At 57.5% G+C, this 22,605-nt stretch carries 17 protein-coding genes; 10 read left to right on the plus strand and 7 right to left on the minus strand.

Annotated elements, in window-relative coordinates; translation table 11 throughout:
• Positions 1-41 precede the first annotated feature (41 nt).
• Positions 42-1,448 (plus strand): proline-specific permease ProY, encoded by a 1,407-nt coding sequence (proY, locus tag NR114_RS08465; RefSeq protein ID WP_020825454.1) that lies wholly within the window; start codon positions 42-44, stop codon positions 1,446-1,448.
• Positions 1,449-1,481: 33 nt separating this feature from the next.
• Here proY and NR114_RS08470 read toward each other — a convergent pair whose 3' ends face one another.
• Together NR114_RS08470 and NR114_RS08475 are read right to left on the minus strand one after the other, a co-directional pair.
• Complete coding sequence (locus NR114_RS08470; RefSeq protein WP_020825455.1) at positions 1,482-1,745, minus strand: hypothetical protein; 264 nt, start codon at positions 1,743-1,745, stop codon at positions 1,482-1,484.
• Positions 1,746-1,877: 132 nt separating this feature from the next.
• Positions 1,878-3,143, minus strand: a complete 1,266-nt coding sequence (locus tag NR114_RS08475; RefSeq protein WP_046374368.1) for a mechanosensitive ion channel family protein — start codon at positions 3,141-3,143, stop codon at positions 1,878-1,880.
• A 249-nt stretch (positions 3,144-3,392) separates the two neighbouring features.
• Between NR114_RS08475 and malZ the strand changes: the two genes are divergently transcribed.
• Positions 3,393-5,216, plus strand: a complete 1,824-nt coding sequence (gene malZ, locus NR114_RS08480) for a maltodextrin glucosidase (protein WP_234528962.1) — start codon at positions 3,393-3,395, stop codon at positions 5,214-5,216.
• A 784-nt stretch (positions 5,217-6,000) separates the two neighbouring features.
• Here malZ and ggt read toward each other — a convergent pair.
• The 3 genes from ggt to NR114_RS08495 form a co-directional block, all read right to left on the minus strand.
• On the minus strand, positions 6,001-7,764 hold the full coding sequence (gene ggt / locus NR114_RS08485) for a gamma-glutamyltransferase (protein WP_020825458.1): 1,764 nt from the start codon (positions 7,762-7,764) through the stop codon (positions 6,001-6,003).
• Positions 7,765-7,994: 230 nt separating this feature from the next.
• Positions 7,995-8,597, minus strand: a complete 603-nt coding sequence (locus tag NR114_RS08490; protein WP_020825459.1) for a peroxiredoxin C — start codon at positions 8,595-8,597, stop codon at positions 7,995-7,997.
• Positions 8,598-8,826: 229 nt separating this feature from the next.
• Positions 8,827-9,408 (minus strand): ACP phosphodiesterase, encoded by a 582-nt coding sequence (locus tag NR114_RS08495; protein ID WP_020825460.1) that lies wholly within the window; start codon positions 9,406-9,408, stop codon positions 8,827-8,829.
• 244 nt (positions 9,409-9,652) lie between these two features.
• Here NR114_RS08495 and queA point away from each other — a divergent pair, with 244 nt between their 5' ends.
• From queA to secF, 5 genes are all read left to right on the plus strand, one after another.
• On the plus strand, positions 9,653-10,723 hold the full coding sequence (gene queA / locus NR114_RS08500) for a tRNA preQ1(34) S-adenosylmethionine ribosyltransferase-isomerase QueA (RefSeq protein ID WP_234528961.1): 1,071 nt from the start codon (positions 9,653-9,655) through the stop codon (positions 10,721-10,723).
• 72 nt (positions 10,724-10,795) lie between these two features.
• Entirely contained in the window at positions 10,796-11,920 is a 1,125-nt protein-coding gene (gene tgt / locus NR114_RS08505; protein WP_020825462.1) for a tRNA guanosine(34) transglycosylase Tgt, read from the plus strand.
• Between the two features lie 33 nt (positions 11,921-11,953).
• Complete coding sequence (gene yajC / locus NR114_RS08510) at positions 11,954-12,286, plus strand: preprotein translocase subunit YajC (RefSeq protein WP_004949246.1); 333 nt, start codon at positions 11,954-11,956, stop codon at positions 12,284-12,286.
• 25 nt (positions 12,287-12,311) lie between these two features.
• A complete protein-coding gene (secD, locus tag NR114_RS08515; RefSeq protein WP_071844576.1) occupies positions 12,312-14,159 on the plus strand; it encodes a protein translocase subunit SecD in 1,848 nt (615 codons plus the stop codon).
• A gap of 10 nt (positions 14,160-14,169) precedes the next feature.
• Entirely contained in the window at positions 14,170-15,138 is a 969-nt protein-coding gene (secF, locus tag NR114_RS08520) for a protein translocase subunit SecF (protein ID WP_020825464.1), read from the plus strand.
• 69 nt (positions 15,139-15,207) lie between these two features.
• On the opposite strand, the gene ttrR is transcribed toward secF, so the two are convergent.
• Both ttrR and ttrS read right to left on the minus strand, forming a co-directional pair.
• On the minus strand, positions 15,208-15,807 hold the full coding sequence (gene ttrR, locus NR114_RS08525) for a tetrathionate respiration response regulator TtrR (RefSeq protein ID WP_115059871.1): 600 nt from the start codon (positions 15,805-15,807) through the stop codon (positions 15,208-15,210).
• Positions 15,785-17,539: a tetrathionate respiration histidine kinase TtrS gene (ttrS, locus tag NR114_RS08530; RefSeq protein ID WP_234528960.1), complete on the minus strand. Its 1,755-nt coding sequence runs from the start codon at positions 17,537-17,539 to the stop codon at positions 15,785-15,787. The genes ttrR and ttrS overlap by 23 nt, the downstream gene beginning before the upstream one ends.
• Before the next feature lie 153 nt (positions 17,540-17,692).
• Here ttrS and ttrB point away from each other — a divergent pair, with 153 nt between their 5' ends.
• Genes ttrB through ttrA form a run of 3 tightly spaced genes read left to right on the plus strand, consistent with a single transcriptional unit; the run spans position 17,693 to position 22,558 of the window.
• Positions 17,693-18,427: a tetrathionate reductase subunit TtrB gene (gene ttrB / locus NR114_RS08535; protein ID WP_129982662.1), complete on the plus strand. Its 735-nt coding sequence runs from the start codon at positions 17,693-17,695 to the stop codon at positions 18,425-18,427.
• A complete protein-coding gene (gene ttrC, locus NR114_RS08540) occupies positions 18,424-19,482 on the plus strand; it encodes a tetrathionate reductase subunit TtrC (RefSeq protein ID WP_234528959.1) in 1,059 nt (352 codons plus the stop codon). Before ttrB ends, ttrC begins: the two co-directional genes overlap by 4 nt.
• The gene (gene ttrA, locus NR114_RS08545) at positions 19,475-22,558 is read left to right on the plus strand and encodes a tetrathionate reductase subunit TtrA (RefSeq protein ID WP_256814077.1); all 3,084 of its coding nucleotides are present in this window, start codon (positions 19,475-19,477) and stop codon (positions 22,556-22,558) included. Before ttrC ends, ttrA begins: the two co-directional genes overlap by 8 nt.
• Positions 22,559-22,605: the final 47 nt, after the last annotated feature.

The raw sequence follows: 22,605 nt of genomic DNA on the forward strand, positions 1-22,605 counted from the left end.
GTCCGTGGCTTTTTTACGTTTAAAAAACACGGGTTATTTTCATGCAACAACAGTCACCCACCGCTCCCACGCCCAATAAGCTAAAACGCGGTCTTAGCACCCGTCACATTCGCTTTATGGCTTTGGGTTCGGCTATCGGCACCGGCCTGTTCTACGGTTCGGCGGACGCGATTAAAATGGCCGGCCCTAGCGTTTTGCTGGCGTACCTGATCGGCGGCATCGTCGCTTTTATCATCATGCGTGCGCTGGGCGAGATGTCGGTCAACAACCCGCAGGCCAGTTCGTTCTCGCGTTATGCACAGGACTACCTGGGCCCGATGGCCGGATATATCACCGGTTGGACCTACTGTTTTGAAATCCTGATCGTCGCGATTGCCGACGTGACCGCTTTCGGCATCTATATGGGCGTGTGGTTCCCTGAGGTGCCGCACTGGATTTGGGTGCTGAGCGTGGTGCTGGTGATAGGCGCCATCAACCTGATGAGCGTGAAGGTGTTCGGTGAGCTGGAGTTTTGGTTCTCCTTTTTTAAAGTCGCCACCATCATCATCATGATTGCCGCCGGTATCGGTATCATCATCTGGGGGATTGGCAACGGTGGGCAGCCGACCGGCATCCATAACCTGTGGTCTAACGGCGGCTTCTTCAGCAACGGCTTTATCGGCATGATCCTGTCGCTACAGTTGGTGATGTTCGCCTACGGCGGCATCGAGATTATCGGTATCACTGCCGGTGAAGCCAAGGACCCGAAAACCTCCATTCCCAAGGCCATCAACTCGGTACCGTGGCGTATTCTGGTGTTTTACGTCGGTACGCTGTTTGTCATTATGTCTATCTACCCGTGGAATCAGGTGGGTACCAACGGCAGTCCGTTCGTGCTGACTTTCCAGCATATGGGCATTACCGTGGCGGCGGGCATCCTTAACTTTGTGGTGATCACCGCGTCGCTGTCGGCGATTAACAGCGATGTGTTTGGCGTTGGCCGCATGCTGCACGGCATGGCCGAGCAGGGCCATGCGCCGAAGATGTTCAGCAAGGTGTCCAAACGCGGGATCCCGTGGGTCACAGTGGTGGTGATGATGCTGGCGCTGTTGCTGGCGGTGTATCTCAACTACATCATGCCGGAAAACGTGTTCCTGGTGATTGCTTCACTGGCGACCTTCGCCACCGTGTGGGTGTGGATCATGATCCTGTTCTCGCAGATTGCCTTCCGTCGCAGTCTGAGCAAAGAGCAGGTGAAAGGCCTGGCGTTCCCACTGCGCGGCGGGGTGTTTACCTCGGTGGTGGCGATCATCTTCCTGGTGTTTATCATCGGTCTGATTGGTTACTTCCCAACGACTCGCGTATCGCTGTACGCCGGGCTGGTGTGGGTGGCGGTGCTGCTGGCGGGGTATTACTTCAAGGTCAACCGCCAGAAGAAGCTGGCGACGCTGGCGCAGCAACAGGATTGAAGATGAAAACACCGGCCATGAGCCGGTGTTTTTTTAATGCTTTTCCTCAGGTTCGTCGTCACCGGAGGCGCGCGCTTCGATACGCAGGCTGCTGTCGTTCAGCCTTTCCTCTTTCCCCTCGCCGGCACAGCGTGCCAGCACTTCGCGAATATCCTGCATGCTGCTGCTCAGGGCGCTAAGCGACGGTTGCAGAGTACGGCTCATGCGGCTTTCATCCAGCGAAGCGCTGTGCAGACAGCCGATGAACAACAGCGTGGCCAGCAGGGTAAACAGCCGATGTTTTACCTGTTTCAGCAATGGCATCTCTTCTTTCCGGTGGCTGGGTGAGCGTATTAACACCGCTTTAGGTGGGCAAGAAAAGAGGCTGGAGATATCTGCTGGCAATTGGCGGAGAATAATTACCAGCAGAAACAGTTACGTCAGCCTGCGTCAGGAAATGTCTGCCGCCTGACGCAGAGGGTTCAGCATGCTGCGCATGTCGTTACCGGTCGGCGTTTGGTGCACCCGCAAATCGAATTCGTTAATCACCGCCAGGATATGGTCAAAGATATCCGACTGAATGCTCTCGTATTCAGCCCATACCGTGGTGTTGGTGAAAGCGTAAATCTCCAGCGGTAAACCTTCTGGCAGCGGTGCCAACTGGCGCACCATCAGCGTCATATTCTGGTGAATGCCGGGGTGAGCGCGCAGATAGGCCACCAGGTAAGCGCGCAGCGTGCCAAGATTGGTCAGGCGGCGGCCGTTGAGCGGTGAACTGAGATCTACACCAGTCTGTTGATTATGCTGGCTCAGCTCCTGCGTTTTATCGTTCAGGTAGCGTTGCAGCAGCGGGTTACGGTTCAGGCGCTGTTGTTCTTCCTCCGACAGGAAATGCACGCTGGTGGTGTCGATATTGATACTGCGCTTGATGCGACGGCCACCGGACTCCGACATGGATCGCCAGTTTTTGAAGGAGTCGGAGATCAGCGCGTAAGTCGGGATGGTGGTCACGGTATTGTCCCAGTTGCGCACTTTCACCGTGGTCAGGCCAATGTCGGTCACCGCGCCATCGGCGCCGTATTTCGGCATTTCCAGCCAGTCGCCGATGCTCAGCATGTCGTTAGCGGAAAGCTGGATGCCGGCCACCAGGCCGAGGATCGGGTCCTTAAAGACCAGCATCAGCACCGCAGTCATCGCCCCCAGGCCGCTGAGCAGCAGCAAGGGTGATTTTCCCATCAGCAGTGAAACGATCATGATGCCGATCAGGATCGCCGCGACCAGCTTCAGGCCCTGGAAAATACCGCGCAGCGGCAACTGATTGGAGATCGGGCTTTGGCGCAGCATTGCCAGCAGCGTATCCAGTAAGGAAAACAGCGACAGCAGGGCGAAGCCCATGATCCACACCTGAGCGGCGGTGACAATAATCGCCTGGGTCTCACTGCCGGCGTGCAGCCACAGCACCGCCTGCAGATTAATGATCACCCCTTGCAGCAACAGTGCCATGCGCTGGAACAGCTTGTACTGGGTGATCGCCTGCTGCCAGACACGCTGCGACCGTTGGCCACGGCGTTGGATTGCTGCCAACACCACGCGGTGCAACACCAGGTGGATCACTACCGAAATCAGGACGATCAGTCCCAGCACCATCAGCAGGGACATGACTCCGCTAAATTCCAGCCCGAATTTTTCCAGCCACAGGGTTATCTGTTGTTGCATTGCCGCTCCTTTAAAAAATGCGCAAAAAATATCCAATACACTCAAAAGACGTTAGCCTAATGGTTACGGGTCATAATGTGCGGCTGTTTACCCTTTTTTACATAGGGTTAGCGCTGACTGCTTATCTCCACCCCCCGGCTCCTCCCCGAGTTTACCGGCCAGAGAGGAGGGGGACTGACACTCAACGTGGCATTGTTCGTGGCATTGAATAACGTCGTCGATTTCGTTTTGTACAGCTGGAGGAAAGTCATGCTTAACGCCTGGCATCAACCGGTCCCGCCTTTTGTGGTGAAGAAGGGACAACGCCTGGATATCACGCTGTGGTTACAGGGCAATGAACTGCCTGAACAGGTTTTTTTACGCGCCGAGCCGGACAATGAAGAATGGCTGCTGATCATGAAAGGGCAGCAGGTTGGCGGGTTGCAGCGGTACCAGGCCAGCCTGACCCTGAATGAGGGCGAGGCAACCCGTCGTTACTGCTTCAAACTGGTCTGGGCCGACCGCCAGCAATGGTTCGGTCCACAGGGAGAGTCTCTGACGCCGCCGGGACAATTGACGCAATTTGTCGTCGACGTGCCCGACAGCAGCCCGCAATGGGTGGCCGACCAGATTTTCTATCAAATCTTTCCCGATCGCTTTGCCAGCAGCGGCGGCGAACACGGCATTCAGAGCGGCAGCTATCGTCACCATGCCGCCGGCTGCGATGTCGTTCGCTGTGACTGGCAGCAGCCGCTGGAGGACCGACACGCCGCGTCCACCTTCTATGGTGGCGACCTGGATGGCATTAGCCAAAAATTGCCTTACCTGCAGCAACTGGGCGTGACGGCGCTCTATCTGAACCCGATCTTTACCGCACCCAGCGTGCATAAATACGATACCGAAGACTATTATCAGGTCGATCCCTATTTGGGCGGCAACGTCGCCTTGCAACGTTTGCGAGTGAGCACTCACAAGGTGGGGATGAAACTGGTGCTCGACGGGGTGTTTAACCATACCGGCGATTCCCACCCGTGGTTTGATCGTCACCAGCAAGGCGACAGCGGCGCTTGCCACCACCCGGATTCTCCCTATCGTGGCTGGTTTAATTTCTACCCGGATGGCCGTGCGCTTGACTGGAAGGGCAACGCCAGCCTGCCGAAGCTCAACTTTGCCGAACCCCAGGTGGCGGAGGCGATTTATCGCGGTGAGGGCAGCGTAGTGCGCCATTGGTTACGCCCGCCCTACAGCATTGACGGCTGGCGGCTGGACGTGGTGCATATGCTGGGTGAAAACGGCGGGGCCACCGGCAACCTGCGGCATCTGGCAGGCATTTATCACGCGGTTAAGCAGGAAAATCCGCAGGCCTATGTACTGGGCGAGCATTTTGGCGATGCGCGGCGCTGGCTGCATGCCGGCGTTGAAGATGCGGCGATGAACTACATGGGCTTCGCCCTGCCGGTGAGGGGGTTTCTCGCCGGATTGGACGTCGCGCATCACCCGGTGCGGATGTCGGCGGCGGAGTGCGCACAATGGATGGACGGCTACCGTGCAGGCTTGCCGCATGGCCGCCAGTTGATTCAGTTCAATCAACTCGATAGCCACGATACCGCGCGCTTTCTGACGCTATTGCAGGGCAACCGGGCGCGGATGCAGATGGCGGCAGTGTGGCTGATGAGTTGGATCGGTGTGCCCTGTTTATATTATGGCGATGAAATTGGCCTGGATGGCGCCAACGATCCGTTCTGTCGTAAACCCTTCCCGTGGGATGAGAGCCACTGGGATCAGCCCCTGCTGGCTTTGTTCCAGCGAATGGCGGCGCTACGCAAACAGAGCCTGGCGCTGCGTCGCGGTGGCTGTCAGGTGCTGCACGCGGTCGGAGAGACCTTGGTATTTGTGCGTCTCTATCAACAAGAGCAGGTGTTAGTGGCATTGCAGCGTGCTGGCAGCGGTGCAGTGACGTTGCCGTACACGCCGTTGCTGGCCGCAGGCCAATGGCAGCGGCTGGAAGGAAAGGGCGAAATGGAAGAAACGCAGAATGCGATGACGCTGCAGCTGGGTGAAGAGTCCGTGACCCTGTGGCGGCGGCTGGGTTAAGGCAGGAAGGGCCGATATTCTGCAATGCTGTTCACTTAAGCCTGACGGGCATTTTTTATTCGGTCCCTGAAGGCTCAGTGCAGGCGGAATTGCCGTCAATATCCCGCATTTCTCTGCCGCCGCAATGAACGGCAATGGGAGGGGCCGTAGGCGCGGCCCCTCCACCCGCGCCCTCGCTTAACACCCTCTGTCCGCTGCGCGGATACCCTCGCTGCACCCACGTTGTCGGGCGGGTCGGCTACGACAAACCTCCCTGTTAGTCTCGCCTCAACCGGCCTTCCCTGGCCGGTTGCCCCTGACAACGCCGCCTTGCTCGGCAGAGGGTGATGCGCGCCAAGGTCAACACCCGCATCAGCAGCCACCGGGCAACTTATCCCCCTGAGTTTGACGTTGAGTGATGAAAGACAGTGAAAAGGGTGAGATGAGCACGTTGTTGGGTGCACTTGAAGACGTCGAACGCAGGAGCGGCGCATAGGCGAAACCGCCATGGACGGCGGTTTCAGGCGAGACAGGCAGGGACGCCTGTCGTAGCCGGCCGTGATGCGGCGTGATGAAGTGAGAGTCGTTGGCGCAGCCAACCGTCTGATAGGGCAAAGGCGCGGGTTGCAAGGGGCCGCGCCTACGGCCCCTTGCTCGGTCGGAGCTTCAGAACCTCATGGAGCTTTGCCCGTTTATCGACCGAAAAGAACATTGAACTGGCCTAAAAGAACACCTTAAGTGAACGACATTACGGTATCCCGGCCCTTAATTCAGTGAGTGGGCGTTCACACGCCCAATGAGCCGATCAATACCCCACGGCAGAACCGGCTGGGCGGCGAACGTCATTGGCACCGTACAGGTAGCCTTCGCGCACCTTGCCGGACACTGCTGAATCGTTGCCGGAGTTGGCCGGGCTGACTCCCGCGGCACCCGGCAGGCCCACCAGAATCAGCTCGGCCGCGCCCCACGGCGTTTGCTCAACCATCTTGTAACCCATACCGGCAAGGATTTTAAGCGTATCGGCAGAAACGCCGCGCTGCTCGTAGTAAACCTCATCCGGCAACCACTGATGGTGGATACGTGGCGCATCTACCGCCTCTTGCGGCGCCATGCCGTGGTCAATCACGTTGAGCGCGGTCTGCAGGGTGATGGTGATGATGCGGGAGCCGCCCGGCGAGCCGAGTACCATAAAGATTTTATTGTCTTTGGTCACCAGCGTCGGGCTCATCGACGATAGTGGGCGCTTACCGGGGGCAATGCTGTTGGCAGTACCCTGCACCAGGCCATAGAGGTTTTTCTCGCCGACCTTGACGGTGAAGTCATCCATTTCATCATTGAGGAAGAAGCCAGTGCCCGGTGCGATCACCACCGCGCCAAAGCGGCCGTTAACGGTATAGGTGGTGGAGACGGCGTTGCCATCATGATCGACAATCGAGTAATGGGTGGTTTCCGGCTTCTCGTGGGGTTCCATGCCGGGCTGTACGTTTTCCGACGGTGTAGCTTTGTCAGCGACGATTTTCTTGCGGATTTCTTCGGCATAGCTCTTGCTGACCAGCCTGTCGATCGGATTCTTGATGAACTCCGGGTCGCCAAGGTAGGTGTTGCGGTCCATATAGGCGTGGCGCATCGCTTCGGTCATGGTATGGATTGCCGCTGCCGAATTGAAGCCCATGCTTTTCAGGTCATAACCCTCAACCACGTTGAGGATTTCGCACAGCGTCACGCCGCCTGAGCTGGGTGGGGGCGCCGATACAAATTTATAGCCGCGATAGCTACAGGTGATCGGCGGGGTTTCGGTCACTTTGTAGTTGGCGAAATCGGCCGCGGTCAGGATACCGCCACCTTGTTTGGCTGCTGCCTCTACCGCTTGGGGAATTTTGCCTTTGTAGAAGGCGTCTGGCCCCTCTTTGGCGATAGCGGTCAGGGTGTTGGCCAAATCGCTTTGCACCAGGCGATCGCCCGGCTGCAGTGGCGTGCCGTCAGCGCGCAGGAAGATTTTGGCGGATTCCGGATCTTGCTTAAAGCGCGCGATGGTCGTATCGAGAATATCGGTGTCGGCACGGGTCAAGATAAAGCCCTCGCGCGCCAGTTTGATGGCCGGCGCCATGACCTGTTCGCGGCTCAGCTTGCCGTATTTAACGCGCGCAGTTTCCATTCCCAGTACCGTACCCGGCACGCCTGCCGCCAGATAGCCATACAGGCTGGCACCTTTCTTCACGTTGCCCTCGGCATCCAGATACATGTTGGCATTGGCCGCCGCCGGCGCGGTTTCACGGAAATTGATAAAGGTATCGGTGCCGTCAGCCAGGTGCACCGTCATAAAGCCCCCGCCGCCGATGTTGCCGCAGCACGGGTTGACCACCGCCTGCGCGTAACCCACTGCCACGGCTGCGTCTATGGCATTACCGCCCAGCTTCAGGATATCGACGCCGACCTGAGAGGCCAGATGTTGCGATGTTACCACCATGCCGTTTTTGGCTTCGACCGCCGGATTGGATGCGGCATACAGGCTGCTGCTGACCAGCAGCGCCGCCATGGTCAGCGGCTTGCTCCATTTCTGTAAAAACATAGTTATTCCTACCCTGTCAGTTTTCTTATTGTGTTTGGCTTGCCACCGGTGTCGTGCAAAGAGTGGGCCAGCGTTATTGATACTAGCTGCTGATAGGGATACGCGCGGAAAACCGCCGGGGAAATGTGAGCGGAAACAAGGAAATGAAGCACGATAACTGGGCAGTACGCCCTAATTTGGCGCAAAAAAAACCGGCCACAAGGGCCGGTTGATACGCTAATGGGCTGAAATTACAGCTTGGAAGCGTTTTCGGACAGGTATTTAGCAACGCCGTCTGGAGAAGCGCCCATACCTGCTTTGCCTTTTTCCCATTGAGCCGGGCACACTTCGCCGTGCTGCTCGTGGAATTGCAATGCGTCAACGGTACGGATCATTTCGTCGATGTTACGGCCGATTGGCAGGTCGTTAACAACCTGAGCGCGAACCACGCCGTCTTTGTCGATCAGGAAAGAACCACGCAGGGCAACGCCTGCTTCTGGGTGCTCGATGCCGTAAGCTTTCTGAATTTCACGCTTAATGTCAGCAACCATTGCGTATTTCACTTCCCCGATGCCGCCATTTTCGACTGGGGTTTTACGCCATGCGTTGTGGACAAATTCTGAGTCGAATGAAACGCCAACCACTTCAACGCCACGCTTCTGGAACTCTTCATAGCGGTGATCGAAAGCGATCAGCTCAGAAGGACATACGAAGGTGAAGTCCATCGGCCAGAAGAACAGGACGGCCGGTTTGCCGTTCAGGTGCTTCTTGAAGTTGAAGTTTTCAACGATTTCGCCATTGCCGAGTACGGCAGCTGCGGTGAAGTCAGGGGCTTGACGAGTTACCAGGACCATAATTACTCCTGTAATAGGTGTTAAGGGGTTGATGTAAAAACAAGGGCCAGTATAGGGGCCACGACTGGGTGAATAAAGGGTAAAAGACCAATCAATGAGATAGCTTTTACCTATCAAAGTCGTTGATTAAATTTAGCGAGCTTTAAAAATAACCTTTTCCCGTAAAAGGGCAAGGCTTAAAAAGCAATTTCTTGTAAAGCGTCGCATTTTCAATGGGTTTGGTTTGACCTTACAGCTTTTTCTCTTTTGCCTGCTGCATCATCTGGGGGTAAAACTGCCAGAACTGTGTTTCAAGCTGATGATAATTGCGCTCTACGTCGGCGAAAGATCCCGCCAGCGCCGCCAGGCGTGGACGACGGCTGGCCATGCCCGCCAGCACGTTGCCGATAAACGGCAGTTCGGCGTAGCGCTCCAGCCAGCGTTCCGGCCAGAGATAACCGTTCAAATTCTGAAAGCGCGCCGGCGTCAGTGGCAAATGCGGCACGATCTGGCTGCGGGCTTGCTGGGTAAAGCCGTGCAGGCTGAGGGACGGCTCCAGTTGCTGCCAGTGGCGAGCCAGAAAGTGATCCCAGACCACGTCGAGCGTGATTGGCGCTACGCGCCGGTGTTCTGCAGAGAAATAGTCGCGGCAGGCTTTGACCTGCGGCAGGCTGTCGGTCAATACGTCGACGCGGCGGTGCATCATAATGCCGGCCACCACCTCGGGATCGTACTCGCCTGCGGGGTTGCCGCGCACGAAGTCGGCCAACAGATTGCCCAGTAACGAGCTTTCCGCAAGCTGGGCCAAATGGAGATGAGCGAGAAAATTCATCCGGCAACTATACCTGAAGTCATGCAAATCCTCCTTATTTCTTGCCGCTGACCGCCCACAGCTTTAGACTAGGCCGCCTGTTTTTTATGACCAACATACCCGTCGCCTTTCAAGCCGCAGTGTTGTTGGCTGCACTTGCCCACTCCGGTCACTTACTCAAGTAAGCTCCCGGAGATGGGCAAGCTGGCCGCCTAACTGCAACTTGAAATGCATAGGGTATATACAATTGAAGAAGTGAATACCCATGCGCGTCGCCGATTTTTCATTTGAACTTCCCGAGTCCCTGATTGCCCGCTATCCCCAATCTGAGCGTAGCGGTTGCCGCTTGCTGCAGTTGGACGGGCCGAGCGGGGCGCTGACGCACGGCGTATTCACCGATCTGCTGGATAATCTGGAAGCCGGCGATCTGCTGGTGTTCAACAATACCCGGGTGATCCCGGCCCGCATGTTTGGCCGCAAGGTCAGCGGCGGCAAGATTGAAGTCCTGGTTGAACGCGTGCTGGATGACCATCGTGTGTTGGCGCACGTTCGCGCGTCGAAAGCGCCTAAGCCGGGCGCCGACCTGCTGCTGGGCGACGATGAAAGCATCGCCGCCACCATGGTAGCGCGTCACGATACGCTGTTCGAACTGCGTTTCAACGATGAGCGCGACGTGTTCACTATCCTCAATGCCGTCGGCCACATGCCGCTGCCACCTTATATCGATCGCCCGGACGAAGACGCTGACCGCGAGCTTTATCAGACGGTCTACAGCGAGAAGCCGGGTGCCGTCGCTGCGCCGACCGCCGGGCTGCACTTCGACGAGCCGCTGCTGGCCGCGCTGCGTGAGAAGGGCATCGAGATGGCCTTTGTCACGCTGCATGTGGGCGCCGGCACCTTCCAACCGGTGCGGGTGGAAACCATCGAAGAACACGTCATGCACGCCGAATATGCGGAAGTGCCGCAGGACGTGGTTGACGCGGTATTGGCCTGTAAAGCTCGCGGCAAGCGCGTGGTGGCGGTAGGCACGACCTCGGTGCGTTCCCTGGAAAGCGCCGCAAACGCCAGCAAGGAGGCGTTAATTGCCCCGTTCTTCGGCGACACCAGCATCTTTATCTTCCCCGGCTACCATTATCAGGTGGTTGACGCGCTGGTGACCAATTTCCACCTGCCGGAGTCGACGCTGATTATGCTGGTTTCCGCCTTTGCCGGTTATAAAAACACCATGAATGCTTATCAGCAGGCGGTGGCCGAGCAGTACCGATTCTTCAGCTATGGCGATGCGATGTTCATCAGCCGTAACCCGCAGGCGGAGCAAGAGTCCGTCGGCACCTGATTTTCTGGGCTGCGCATCTGGCGCGGCCCTGTTTTAACGACATCAGACTGTTTCTCTGATGCTGGAGGCTTTGTGAAGTACGAATTAGACACTACCGATGGCCGCGCTCGCCGTGGCCGCCTGATCTTTGACCGCGGCGTGGTGGAAACCCCGGCCTTTATGCCTGTCGGCACCTACGGCACGGTAAAAGGCATGACGCCGGAAGAAGTGAAAGAGACTGGCGCGCAGATCCTGCTGGGCAACACCTTCCACCTGTGGCTGCGCCCAGGCCAGGAAATCATGAAGCTGCATGGCGATCTGCATGATTTCATGCAGTGGCATGGCCCGATCCTCACCGACTCCGGCGGCTTCCAGGTGTTCAGCCTGGGCGCAATGCGCAAGATTAAAGAAGAAGGCGTTCATTTCCGTAACCCGATCAACGGCGACAAGGTGTTCCTCAGCCCGGAAAAATCGATGGAAATCCAGTATGACCTGGGTTCCGACATTGTGATGATTTTCGACGAATGTACGCCGTACCCGGCAGATTGGGACTACGCCAAGCGTTCAATGGAAATGTCACTGCGCTGGGCGCAGCGCAGCCGCCAGCGTTTTGACGAACTGAATAATAAAAATGCGTTATTCGGCATTATTCAGGGCGGTGTTTACGAAGATTTACGTGATGTTTCAGTAAAAGGGCTGGTGGATATCGGTTTTGATGGTTACGCTGTGGGCGGCCTGGCGGTCGGTGAGCCAAAAGAGGATATGCACCGCATTCTTGAACATGTTTGCCCGCAAATTCCGGAAGATAAGCCGCGTTACCTGATGGGCGTCGGCAAGCCGGAAGATCTGGTTGAAGGCGTGCGTCGCGGTATCGATATGTTCGACTGCGTGATGCCAACGCGTAATGCCCGTAACGGCCATCTGTTCGTGACTGACGGTGTGGTAAAAATCCGTAATGCCAAGCACAAGGATGATACTTCTCCGCTGGATAAAGACTGTGATTGCTATACGTGTCGCAATTACAGCCGCGCCTACTTGCATCATCTTGATCGTTGCAACGAAATACTGGGTGCCCGATTGAACACCATTCATAACCTGCGTCACTACCAACGCCTGATGGCGGGTTTACGCGAGGCCATTGAACAGGGTAAATTAGAGCTGTTTGTTGCGGATTTCTACGGTCGGATCGGTAAACCGATTCCACCTTTAAACGCTTGAATTAATAATTGATAACTTAATGAGGGAATTTCAATGAGCTTTTTCATTTCTGACGCCGTCGCATCCGCAGGGGCTCCGGCTCAGGGAAGCCCGTACTCTCTGATCATTATGCTGGTGGTGTTCGGTCTGATTTTCTATTTCATGATCCTGCGCCCACAGCAGAAACGCGCTAAAGAGCACAAGAAGCTGATGGACTCGATCGGCAAGGGTGATGAAGTGCTGACCACCGGTGGCCTGATTGGCCGCGTGACCAAAGTGGCTGACACCGGCATTATCGCCATTGCGCTGAACGACACCACGGAAGTGATGATCAAGCGTGACTTCGTGGCGGCCGTTCTGCCGAAAGGTACCATGAAGGCCCTGTAATTTTGTTTTCCCGAAGGGAATTGCCGTGCTAAACCGTTATCCTTTGTGGAAGTATCTGATGCTGATCGTGGTGATCTTCATCGGTCTGCTTTACGCGCTTCCCAACATCTATGGTGAGGATCCGGCTGTACAAATCACTGGCGCGCGCGGTGTCGCCGCCAGTGAAACTACACTGGACCAAGTCCGTACCGTATTAGAAAAAGACAAGATTACGAGCAAGTCGATTGCGCTGGAAAATGGCGCCATCCTGGCTCGCTTTAGCAATCCTGATATTCAGCTGCGTGCCCGTGAAGCCCTGATGGCGGAACTGGGTGACAAGTTCGTGGTTGCGCTGAACCTGGCGCCGGCCACACCAGCCTGGTTGGCCATGCTGGGCGCCGAACCGATGAAACTCGGTCTGGACCTGCGCGGTGGCGTGCACTTCCTGATGGAAGTCGACATGGACACTGCCCTGAGCAAGCTGCAGGAACAGACCATGGATACCCTGCGCAGCGAGCTGCGTGAAAAGGGCATTCCTTATGCGTCTATCCGCAAGCTGGACAACAACGGCGTGGAAGTACGTTTCCGTGACGATGCTGCCCGCGATCAGGCCATCAGCTACCTCAGTCCGCGTCAGCGCGATATGGTGTTCTCTGCCAACGGCAGCAACACCCTGAAAGCCAACTTGACGGATGCCCGTCTGAGCGAAGCGCGCGAATACGCGGTACAGCAGAACATCACTATCCTGCGTAACCGCGTTAACCAGCTCGGCGTTGCCGAACCGCTGGTGCAGCGTCAGGGCTCCGACCGCATCGTGGTCGAGCTGCCTGGCATTCAGGATACCGCTCGCGCCAAAGAGATCCTCGGCGCTACCGCTACGCTGGAATTCCGCCTGGTTAACACCAATGCGGACGTCACGGCTGCGGCAAATGGCCGTGTTCCAGGCGACTCAGAAGTGAAAGACACCCGTGAAGGCCAGCCTGTCGTGCTGTACAAGCGTGTGATCCTGACCGGTGACCATATCACCGACTCCACTTCCAGCACCGACGAATATAACCAACCGCAGGTGAACATCTCGCTGGACAGTGCCGGCGGCACTGCGATGTCCAACTTCACCAAGGACAATATCGGCAAGCCGATGGCGACCCTGTTTGTGGAGTACAAGGACAGCGGCAAGAAAGACGCCAATGGCCGTGCGATTCTGGTGAAACAGGAAGAAGTGATCAACGTGGCGAACATTCAGTCACGTCTGGGCAACAGCTTCCGTATTACCGGTATCGGCAACCCGAACGAAGCACGTCAGCTTTCGCTGCTGCTGCGTGCCGGTGCGCTGATTGCGCCAATCCAGATTGTGGAAGAGCGTACAATCGGCCCGACCCTGGGACAACAGAACATCACCCAAGGTCTGGAAGCCTGCTTGTGGGGCTTGGTGGCATCCATCGTGTTTATGGTGGTTTGGTACCGTAAGTTCGGCATGATCGCCACCACAGCGCTGGTCGCCAACCTGGTGCTGATTGTCGGCGTGATGTCCCTGCTGCCGGGGGCGACGCTGACCATGCCGGGGATTGCCGGTATCGTGCTGACGCTGGCGGTGGCGGTTGACGCCAACGTACTGATTAACGAACGTATCAAGGAAGAGCTGAAGAACGGACGTTCCGTTCAGCAGGCGATCCATGAGGGCTATAAAGGCGCGTTCTCCAGTATCGTTGACGCCAACATCACCACCCTGATCACCGCGATCATTCTGTACGCAGTAGGTACCGGTTCGATCAAGGGCTTTGCGATTACCACCGCAATCGGTGTGGCGACGTCCATGTTCACCGCGATTGTCGGTACTCGTGCCATCGTCAACCTGCTTTACGGCGGCAAACGCATTAACAAGCTGTCTATCTGAGGAGTGCGTTGTGGCACAGGATTATACTGTTGAACAACTCAACTACGGCCGTAGAGTCTATGACTTTATGCGCTGGGATTACGTGGCCTTCGGCATCTCGCTGGTGCTGCTGATCGCGTCAATCGCCGTTATGTCGGTACGTGGTTTTAACTGGGGTCTCGATTTCACCGGCGGTACGGTGATTGAAATCAGCCTGGAAAAACCGGCCAACCTCGATCTGATGCGCGATACGCTGGAAAAAGCCGGGTTCCAGGACCCGGTTATTCAGAACTTTGGCAGCAGCCGTGACGTGATGGTGCGTATGCCACCGGCGACCGGTACCGCTGGCCAGGAACTGGGTAACAAAGTGATCGGCGTGATCAACGATTCGGTCGACAAAAACGCTAGCGTAAAACGCATAGAGTTCGTCGGCCCGAGCGTGGGCACCGAACTGGCGCAAAACGGCGGCATGGCGCTGCTGGTGGCGTTGATCAGTATCCTGATCTACGTCGGTTTCCGCTTCGAATGGCGTTTGGCGCTGGGGGCGGTTATCGCGCTGGCACACGACGTGGTCATCACCTTGGGCGTGCTGTCGCTGTTCCATATCGAGATTGACCTGACCATCGTCGCTTCATTGATGTCGGTTATCGGTTACTCGTTGAACGACAGCATCGTGGTTTCCGACCGTATTCGTGAGAACTTCCGCAAGATCCGCCGCGGGACGCCTTACGAAATCATGAACGTGTCGCTGACCCAGACGCTGAGCCGTACTTTGATGACCTCCGGTACCACCCTGATGGTGGTGCTGATGCTGTACATCTTCGGCGGCGCGATGCTGCACGGCTTCTCTCTGGCTATGTTGATCGGTGTGTCTATCGGTACCGTATCCTCCATCTACGTGGCGTCCGCGCTGGCGTTGAAGCTGGGTATGAAACGTGAACACATGCTGCAGCAGAAAGTGGAGAAAGAGGGCGCAGATCAGCCTTCTCTCTTGCCGTAATCTGTCGGTGAGTTGAAATACGATGCCGGTCCGGTTTATCCCGACCGGCATTTTTTTGCCTGAAAATCGCTAATCCAGACTGGTTAGCGTTAGTCGGTTAAGCGCGTTCACCAGTTCTGCCAGGCTACCCGCCTGCATTTTTTCCATCACTCTGGCCCGATGCACTTCGACGGTGCGTACCGCGATAAAGTGATGTTCGGCGATCTGTTTGTTGGTCATTCCTGCGGCTACCGCACGGGCAATATCGCGTTCGCGCGGTGTCAGCGCGCCGAAAAGCTGTTGCCGTTGGCGTTGCTCAACCTGACGTTGCGAATGGATAATGCCGCGCTCCAGTGCTTCAATCAGCGGCGCGGCGGCGATCGGTTTTTGTAGAAAATCGACGGCTCCAAGCTTCATTTCCTCCACGGCCATGGCTATATCGCCGTGACCGGTGACGATCACCACCGCCAGCGTACTGTTTTGCCGCCGCAGCTGTTGATGAACCTGTTGCCCGTCAATCCCCGGCATCCGGATATCCAGCATGACGACGCCGCATTGATAGGGATCGATGCTGTCGATGAATTTTTGACTGTCGTGCCAGGTTTGTACCCGATAATTCAGCCCTTCGAGTAAAAAGCGGCAGGCGTCGGTAACGGCAAAATCATCATCAACCAGATGTATCAGCGCCATGGCTGGGATCCTTTTGAATGACAGGGAAGTGCAGAATCACGCGCAGCCCCTGTCGTTGTGGGGAAGCTAAGTAATTTTCCAGCGTCAGCTCTGCGCCTTGGCCCTTCAACAGCCGCTGGCAGATCACCAACCCTAAGCCGAGACCTTCCTGTTTGGTACTGCGGAAGGGCACGAACGGCATTGCCAGTTGTTCGGCGTTGAGCCCGCCGCCATCGTCTTCAATAAGCAACCGGTGCTGATGTGCGTCGGCTTCGTGGCGCAGCGTGATTTGTTGGGCACCCGCCTGCAGGCTGTTGCTCAACAGATTGGTGAGCACTTGCTCTAATAACGTCGCCTGGCTGTACAGCTGGCTCTGCGACGGGATGTTAATGGTTAATCGGCACTGCGGATGCTGTTGTTTTATTTGCATCAATTGGATGACGTGTTCCACCAGCGGGCGCAGTAACAGCCATTGTGCATTTTCGTCATGGGGTGTTTTGCTGGCCCAGCGTCGCAAGTTAACGATACTCTCCGCACCACGCTGTGCCTGCTGGCCAATCTGTTCGAGGATTGGCAGCAGTTCATGTTGGTTGTCGCTGCGTTCCAGACGGATACGACACCCTTCCGCATAGTGGCGGATCGCCGCCAGCGGTTGGTTAAGCTCATGGGCAAAACCGGAGGCCATTTCGCCCAGGGCGCTGAGGCGCTGCGCCCGGGCCAGAGCAGTTTCTCTGGCGCGTAGCGTCTGATGCATTTGTTCGAGTTGGCGCCCGCGGCGGCGTACCAGATAACCTACCCACAGATGATTGGCGCCGAGCAATACCATCACCCCGACAATGCCACTGAGCAGCAGCCAATGCTGCTGTGCCCAAAGGTACAGTTCCTGCCAGAGAGAACGCTGCGTCGGGTGGATATTCAGATCCTGCAGCAGCTGATTAACCTGACGTGATGACGCCGGGGCTCCCCAAACCGGCAAGCCGGGGGTGTTCATCTGCAGCAACTGGCGAGTTAATTCGTCTGCCAACCGGTCCGGCACGTGGTTTAAGGCGGCAAAGGACCAGTTAGGGTACAGTTCGGTACTGGTCAGGCAGCGCTGGCCGCTTTGCTTCGCCAGCAGTGCGCGATAATCACCGGCCTGCAGTAGTCCTTCCGCCTGCATTTTTTCCAACAGGCAAACCGGCACAATCACCGCATCCAATGCCCGATCGCGCAATTGATACAGTAGAGCATCCGCCGGGTAACCGCTGAAGTGCAGCTGCAGATCTTTCTCCGGGTTTAGGCCCGCGGAAAGCAGTTCTTTGTAACCCAGCAGGTAGCCGCCAAAAGCATCGGTAGCGACGGCACCAACGTTCTTTCCGGTCAGTTGGCGGGGCGTGGTTATTGGACTGTCGCTGCGCACCAGTATGACGCTGCCGACGACGTTGCTTGAGCCCTGCAGAGGGGGTTGGGCTGAACGCAGTGAAACCAGCCAGCGCAGTGGATAGCGGTTATCCAGTTGAACGTATTGAGCCGGGTTGGTGAGCAGAAAATCGACGCGCTCGCTGCGGACGGCCTCTTTCATACCGCTGAGGCTTACTGGCGACAGTTGGAAATGGTCTGCGGGAAACTGGCGGTTAAGATGATCGAGCAATGGCTGCCATTGGACCAGCGCATGGGCATCGCCACGCAGCGCCAGCACCGCTATCGTCCATTGTTCCGCCCAGGCTGAGCTCAACCAACTGCCCAGCAACAGAAGTAGCGCTGCTCTTATCACATCATCTCCGCTTTTATGATCCCCATCACCGGTCTGAATTGTCCTGGATCAAGCCGTCGACGGTAATGTGGTAAACCACAATATTGGCGACCGGTTGCCCTTTTTACACTCCCTTGTATCAGTTCCCCGGCAGGTACTTATTGGGAGAAATCAATGGACAGTGGGAAACGTCAGTTTTTACAACGGCTAGGTGCGCTCACCGCCGGCGCTGCGCTGGTGCCGCTGGCGCAGTCAGGTTGGCAGTTACAACCGGCCCGTCGCGAAGGCAACGGTGAAAAACGCATGGCGATGCTGATTGATTTGCGTCGCTGCATTGGCTGTCAGGCATGCACGGTCAGTTGCGCGGTGGAAAACCAACTGCCTCAGGGGCAATTTCGCACCAGTGTACTGCAATATCAGGTCACCCTGGAGGGCCAGGCATCGACCACCAACGTGCTGTTGCCACGGCTGTGCAATCACTGCGATAACCCGCCCTGCGTGCCGGTTTGCCCGGTACAGGCCACTTTCCAGCGGCAGGACGGCATTGTGGTGATCGATAACACCCGCTGCGTTGGCTGTGCCTATTGCGTACAGGCCTGCCCTTATGAGGCGCGCTTTATCAACCATGAAACTCAAACCGCGGACAAATGCACGTTCTGTGTGCATCGGCTGGATGCCGGACTGCTACCGGCCTGTGTCGAATCCTGTGTCGGGGGCGCACGGATGATTGGCGATCTTAACGATCGTCAGGGAGTGTTGAGGCGCACTTTGGAACAGCACCAGCCTCAGCTCAAGGTACTCAAGCCTGAGCAGGGCACGCATCCGCAGGTTTTCTATCTGGGGCTGGATGAGGCTTTCGTCAGCCATGTCCGGGGGCAACCGGCGTTGTGGCAGGAGGTGCACGCATGATCCGCGAAATCATGGCCCGTCCGCAGGAGATCGCCTGGCTACCCTGGGCGGTGCAGTATTTCTTCTTCATCGGTTTGGCCTGCGGCAGCGTCGTTATTGCCGTCTGGCTGCGCTGGCGTGAACCCAACAAAACGGTCCGGCTGGAACTGGCCGCCGTCTCGTTGGCAGTCGTGGGCGGCACAGTCGCGCCATTGGCTCTGAGTGCCGATCTGCACCAACCTGCTCGTATCTGGCATTTTTACGCGCACTTTACGCCCTGGTCGTGGATGTCGCTCGGCTCGCTGTTCTTGCCGCTGTTTACCCTGCTAGTGATGGGCTATTTCGCGCTGCTGATGCGTAGTCGGTTGAGAGCGGAAACCTTACCATTCTGGGCGCGTTGGTTGCAGATATTCCCGGCCTGGCGCGAGGAAAAATGGCTACGTTGGGTGGCGCTGGCCACCTTGCTTTCGGCAGCCAGCATCTTGCTCTATACCGGGCGCGAGGTATCCGTCCTCAGGGCGCAGCCGCTGTGGTACAGCCTGTGGTTGCCCTGGTTGCTGTTGCTTACCGCTGTGCAGGCCGTTCCGCCGCTGTTGGCCTGTTGGTTGCGGCACGAACCGCAGTGGCAGCCACGTCTGGCTGGCTATCAGGCAGTGAGTTTGCTGTTGCTGTGCTTCTCTTGCCTTGGCTGGTGGCTGGATGGCAGCACGTCCTCTGCCGCGTTGCATCGCTTGGCAAGTCAAGGCGTGGTTTGGCGTTTGGCCGGCATCGCCGTTGTCGTCTCGATCTTATTGTTGTTGGCGCTGGCCTGGCGAGTTCGCAGCCAAGCGCTGGGGGCAAAAGGGTTGCTGGGCCAGTGCATGGTCGCACTGTTGCTCTGCTGGGGTGTGCGTTGGCTGCTGCTGATGCAAACCCAGACGCTGCCTAAGTTCAACGTATTAGCCAACCCCTATGTGCTACCGCTCGGCAGCGAAGGGCTGTTGGCGATTCTGGGCACTTTGGGTTTGTGGATAGCGTTAATCATTGGGATCCGTGAATTACAGCATCAGTTGATGGAGAAAAAACATTATGGCTAAGTCAACGCGGCGTCAGTGGTTAAAAGGCGGCCTGGCCTTCGGCGGGTTGACGCTGTTCGGCGCCAGCTACAGCGAGATGGTGCAGAAGGTGTTTACCGGGCTGCGCGACGGCAGCAGCGGTAAATTGACGCTGGACAGGATCAGCGCCAACGCCTTGCCAACCGAAGGGCGTCGACACCCCGATGGCTGGCAGGCCAACCCACAGCAGGCAGTATCGATGACCCAGTGTTTTGGCTGCTGGACGCTATGCGGGGTACGGGTCAGGGTGGATCGCCAGAACCACCAGATCTTGCGGATCGCCGGTAATCCTTACCATCCGCTATCTCACGATCGTCACTTTCCCTACGCTTTGCCGGTGGCGGACGCGCTCAACCGTCTGGGGGGCGATGAGGGCCTTGAACAACGCTCGACGGCCTGCGCCAGGGGCGCGACCTTGCTGGAGGGATTAACCAGCCCTTACCGCGTGCTGGAGCCGATGAAGCGGGTAGGGCCACGCGGCGGCGGGCAGTGGCAACGCATCAGCTTTGAACAGCTGATTCAGGAAGTGGTGGAGGGCGGCGATCTGTTTGGCGAAGGGCCGATCGAGGGGCTGCGGGCTATCCGCGATCTCGACACGCCGCTCGATCCGGCTCAGCCTTCGTTGGGCCCCAAGGCCAATCAACTGTTGGTCACCAATGCCGGCGATGAAGGCCGGGACGCGTTCATAAAACGTTTCGCGCAAAACGCCTTCGGGACACGTAACTTCGGTCATCATGGCGCCTATTGTGGATTGGCCTATCGTGCCGGTTCCGGGGCTTTAATGGGCGATTTGGAAACCAATGCCCACGTCAAACCGGACTGGGATAATTTGCGCTTTGGCCTGTTTCTCGGCACTTCACCGGCGCAGTCCGGCAACCCGTTCAAGCGCCAGGGGCGTCAACTGGCCAATGCCCGCATGCGCGACGAGTTTCGTTACGTGGTCGTGGCTCCGGCATTGCCGTTGACCACGACCCTGGCCAACGATCACAACCGTTGGGTGCCGGTGTTGCCCGGTACAGACTCTGCGTTGGTCATGGGGATGATCCGCTGGATTATCGAGCAGGAACGTTATAACGCAGACTATCTGGCGTTGCCAGGCGAGGTGGCAATGCAGGCCGCCGGTGAAAAAAGCTGGACCAATGCCACGCATCTGGTAGTCACCGATGAAGATCACCCCTTGTGCGGACAGTTTTTGTGTCAGGAACATCTGGACGGCAGCACGCCAGGAGAGGCAGAAAGTTCACCTTTGGTATGGGATGAGCAGCGCGGTCAGCCGGTAGCGGCCAACCTGGCGCTGCAGGGGCCGTTGCGGGTGGATCAGCCATTACAGTTGGCTGACGGTTCGCAGGTTCGGGTGCGTTCGAGCTTCCTGTGTCTGCAACAAGCGGCTGAGCGCTTTACGCTGGCTGAATACAGCGCGCGCTGTGGCGTCAGTGCCGAGACCATTGCCGCACTGGCCAAAGAGTTTACCTCTTACCAACGGCAAGCGGCGGTGATTGCCCACGGCGGCATGATGAGCGGCAACGGCTTTTATAACAGTTGGGCGGTGATGATGCTCAACGCGCTGATCGGCAACCTGAACCTTAAGGGCGGTGTTTCGGTGGGCGGCGGCAAATTCAAAGAGTTTGCCGACGGGCCACGCTATAACCTCAAGACGTTTCCCGACATGGTGAAACCGAAAGGATTGGTGCTATCGCGCAGCAAGCAGGCGTATGAACAATCCGACGAATATCGCCGCAAGCTCGAGCAAGGGGAAAAACCTTACCCGGCGCGCGGGCCTTGGTACCCGTTCGTGGCCGGCCAGTTCACCGAACAGTTGGCACCGGCGCTGATGGGATATCCCTACCCGCTAAAAGCCTGGATCAGCCATATGGGCAACCCGTTGTATGGCGTGGCCGGTCTGCGTGAGGTGGTTGAGCGTCGGCTGAAGGACCCTCGGCAGCTACCGCTGTTTATTGCGATCGATGCTTTTATTAACGAAACCAGTGCGCTGGCGGACTATATCGTCCCGGATACGCATAACTTCGAGAGTTGGGGTTTTACCGCCCCCTGGTCCGGTGTGATGGTGCGGGCGAGCACTGCACGTTGGCCGGTGGTGCCGTCACGTACGGCGAAAACGGCCGATGGGCAGCCGGTGGCGCTGGAGAGCTTTGTCATTGCGCTGTCTAAAGCAATGGGTTTACCGGGCTTTGGCGACGGCGCATTGCAGGATCTACAGGGTAACCGCTTCGGGCTGCACAATGCCGAAGATTATTATCTGCGGGCGGCGGCCAACGTGGCCTTTGCCGGTGAACCGCTGCCCGAGGCGACGGAAAGCGAGCTGCGATTGACCGGGGTCGATCGCCTGCAACCGGCGCTGGATAGCGTGTTGAAAGCGGATGAGCGACTGCGTGTGGGCTATCTGCTGGCGCGCGGTGGGCGTTTTGCGCCTTATGAGCAGGCCTGGCGTGGCGATGAAACCGGCCCACAGTGGAAAAAGGGATTGAATATCTGGAACGAAGAGGTGGCCCGCCACCGCCATGCGATGACGGGAGAGCGCTATAGCGGCTGTCCGACCTATTACCCGCCGCGTTTTGCCGACGGCTCTGATGTCGGGGAGCACTATCCGCCAGAGGCATGGCCGTTCCGTTTGATGTCGTTCAAATCGCATCTGATGAGCAGCTCTACGGCACCGATCGACCGCTTGCGTGCGGTGAAACCGGTCAATCTGGTGGCGCTGAATCCGGCCGATGCGCGACGTTATGCGCTGCGGCATGGCGATCGGGTCAGGTTGCAGACCCCGGGGGGCAGCGTCGAAGCCCAGATCAGCCTGCTGGATGGTGTGATGCCTGGCGTAATTGCTATTGAGCATGGTTATGGCCATCGTGAGATGGGCGCGCGGACACACACACTGGATTGTCAACCGTTGGCCGCGGATGCACGCATTGCCGCCGGCATTAATCTCAACGACCTCGGTTTGCCCGATCCGACCCGCGAAATCAGCAATAGCTGGCTGGATTGGGTCAGCGGCGCGGCGGTGCGCCAGGGGTTGCCGGCAAGGCTGCAGCGGTTGAGCTAAGCGGTAGGCCCACGCTCGGTCAAGGCCGGGAGTGGGCATTCAAAAGC

The organism is Serratia sp. Ser99, assembly GCF_024519545.1.
In the GTDB taxonomy this organism is placed as follows: Bacteria; Pseudomonadota; Gammaproteobacteria; order Enterobacterales; family Enterobacteriaceae; genus Serratia; species Serratia liquefaciens.

Coding starts and splice junctions, on each gene's coding strand:
- proY (WP_020825454.1), top strand. CDS start 42: ATGCAACAACAGTCACCCACCGCTCCCACGCCCAATAAGCTAAAACGC.
- NR114_RS08475 (WP_046374368.1), bottom strand. CDS start 3,143: ATGCAACAACAGATAACCCTGTGGCTGGAAAAATTCGGGCTGGAATTT.
- malZ (WP_234528962.1), top strand. CDS start 3,393: ATGCTTAACGCCTGGCATCAACCGGTCCCGCCTTTTGTGGTGAAGAAG.
- ggt (WP_020825458.1), bottom strand. CDS start 7,764: ATGTTTTTACAGAAATGGAGCAAGCCGCTGACCATGGCGGCGCTGCTG.
- NR114_RS08490 (WP_020825459.1), bottom strand. CDS start 8,597: ATGGTCCTGGTAACTCGTCAAGCCCCTGACTTCACCGCAGCTGCCGTA.
- NR114_RS08495 (WP_020825460.1), bottom strand. CDS start 9,408: ATGAATTTTCTCGCTCATCTCCATTTGGCCCAGCTTGCGGAAAGCTCG.
- queA (WP_234528961.1), top strand. CDS start 9,653: ATGCGCGTCGCCGATTTTTCATTTGAACTTCCCGAGTCCCTGATTGCC.
- yajC (WP_004949246.1), top strand. CDS start 11,954: ATGAGCTTTTTCATTTCTGACGCCGTCGCATCCGCAGGGGCTCCGGCT.
- ttrR (WP_115059871.1), bottom strand. CDS start 15,807: ATGGCGCTGATACATCTGGTTGATGATGATTTTGCCGTTACCGACGCC.
- ttrB (WP_129982662.1), top strand. CDS start 17,693: ATGGACAGTGGGAAACGTCAGTTTTTACAACGGCTAGGTGCGCTCACC.
- ttrC (WP_234528959.1), top strand. CDS start 18,424: ATGATCCGCGAAATCATGGCCCGTCCGCAGGAGATCGCCTGGCTACCC.
- ttrA (WP_256814077.1), top strand. CDS start 19,475: ATGGCTAAGTCAACGCGGCGTCAGTGGTTAAAAGGCGGCCTGGCCTTC.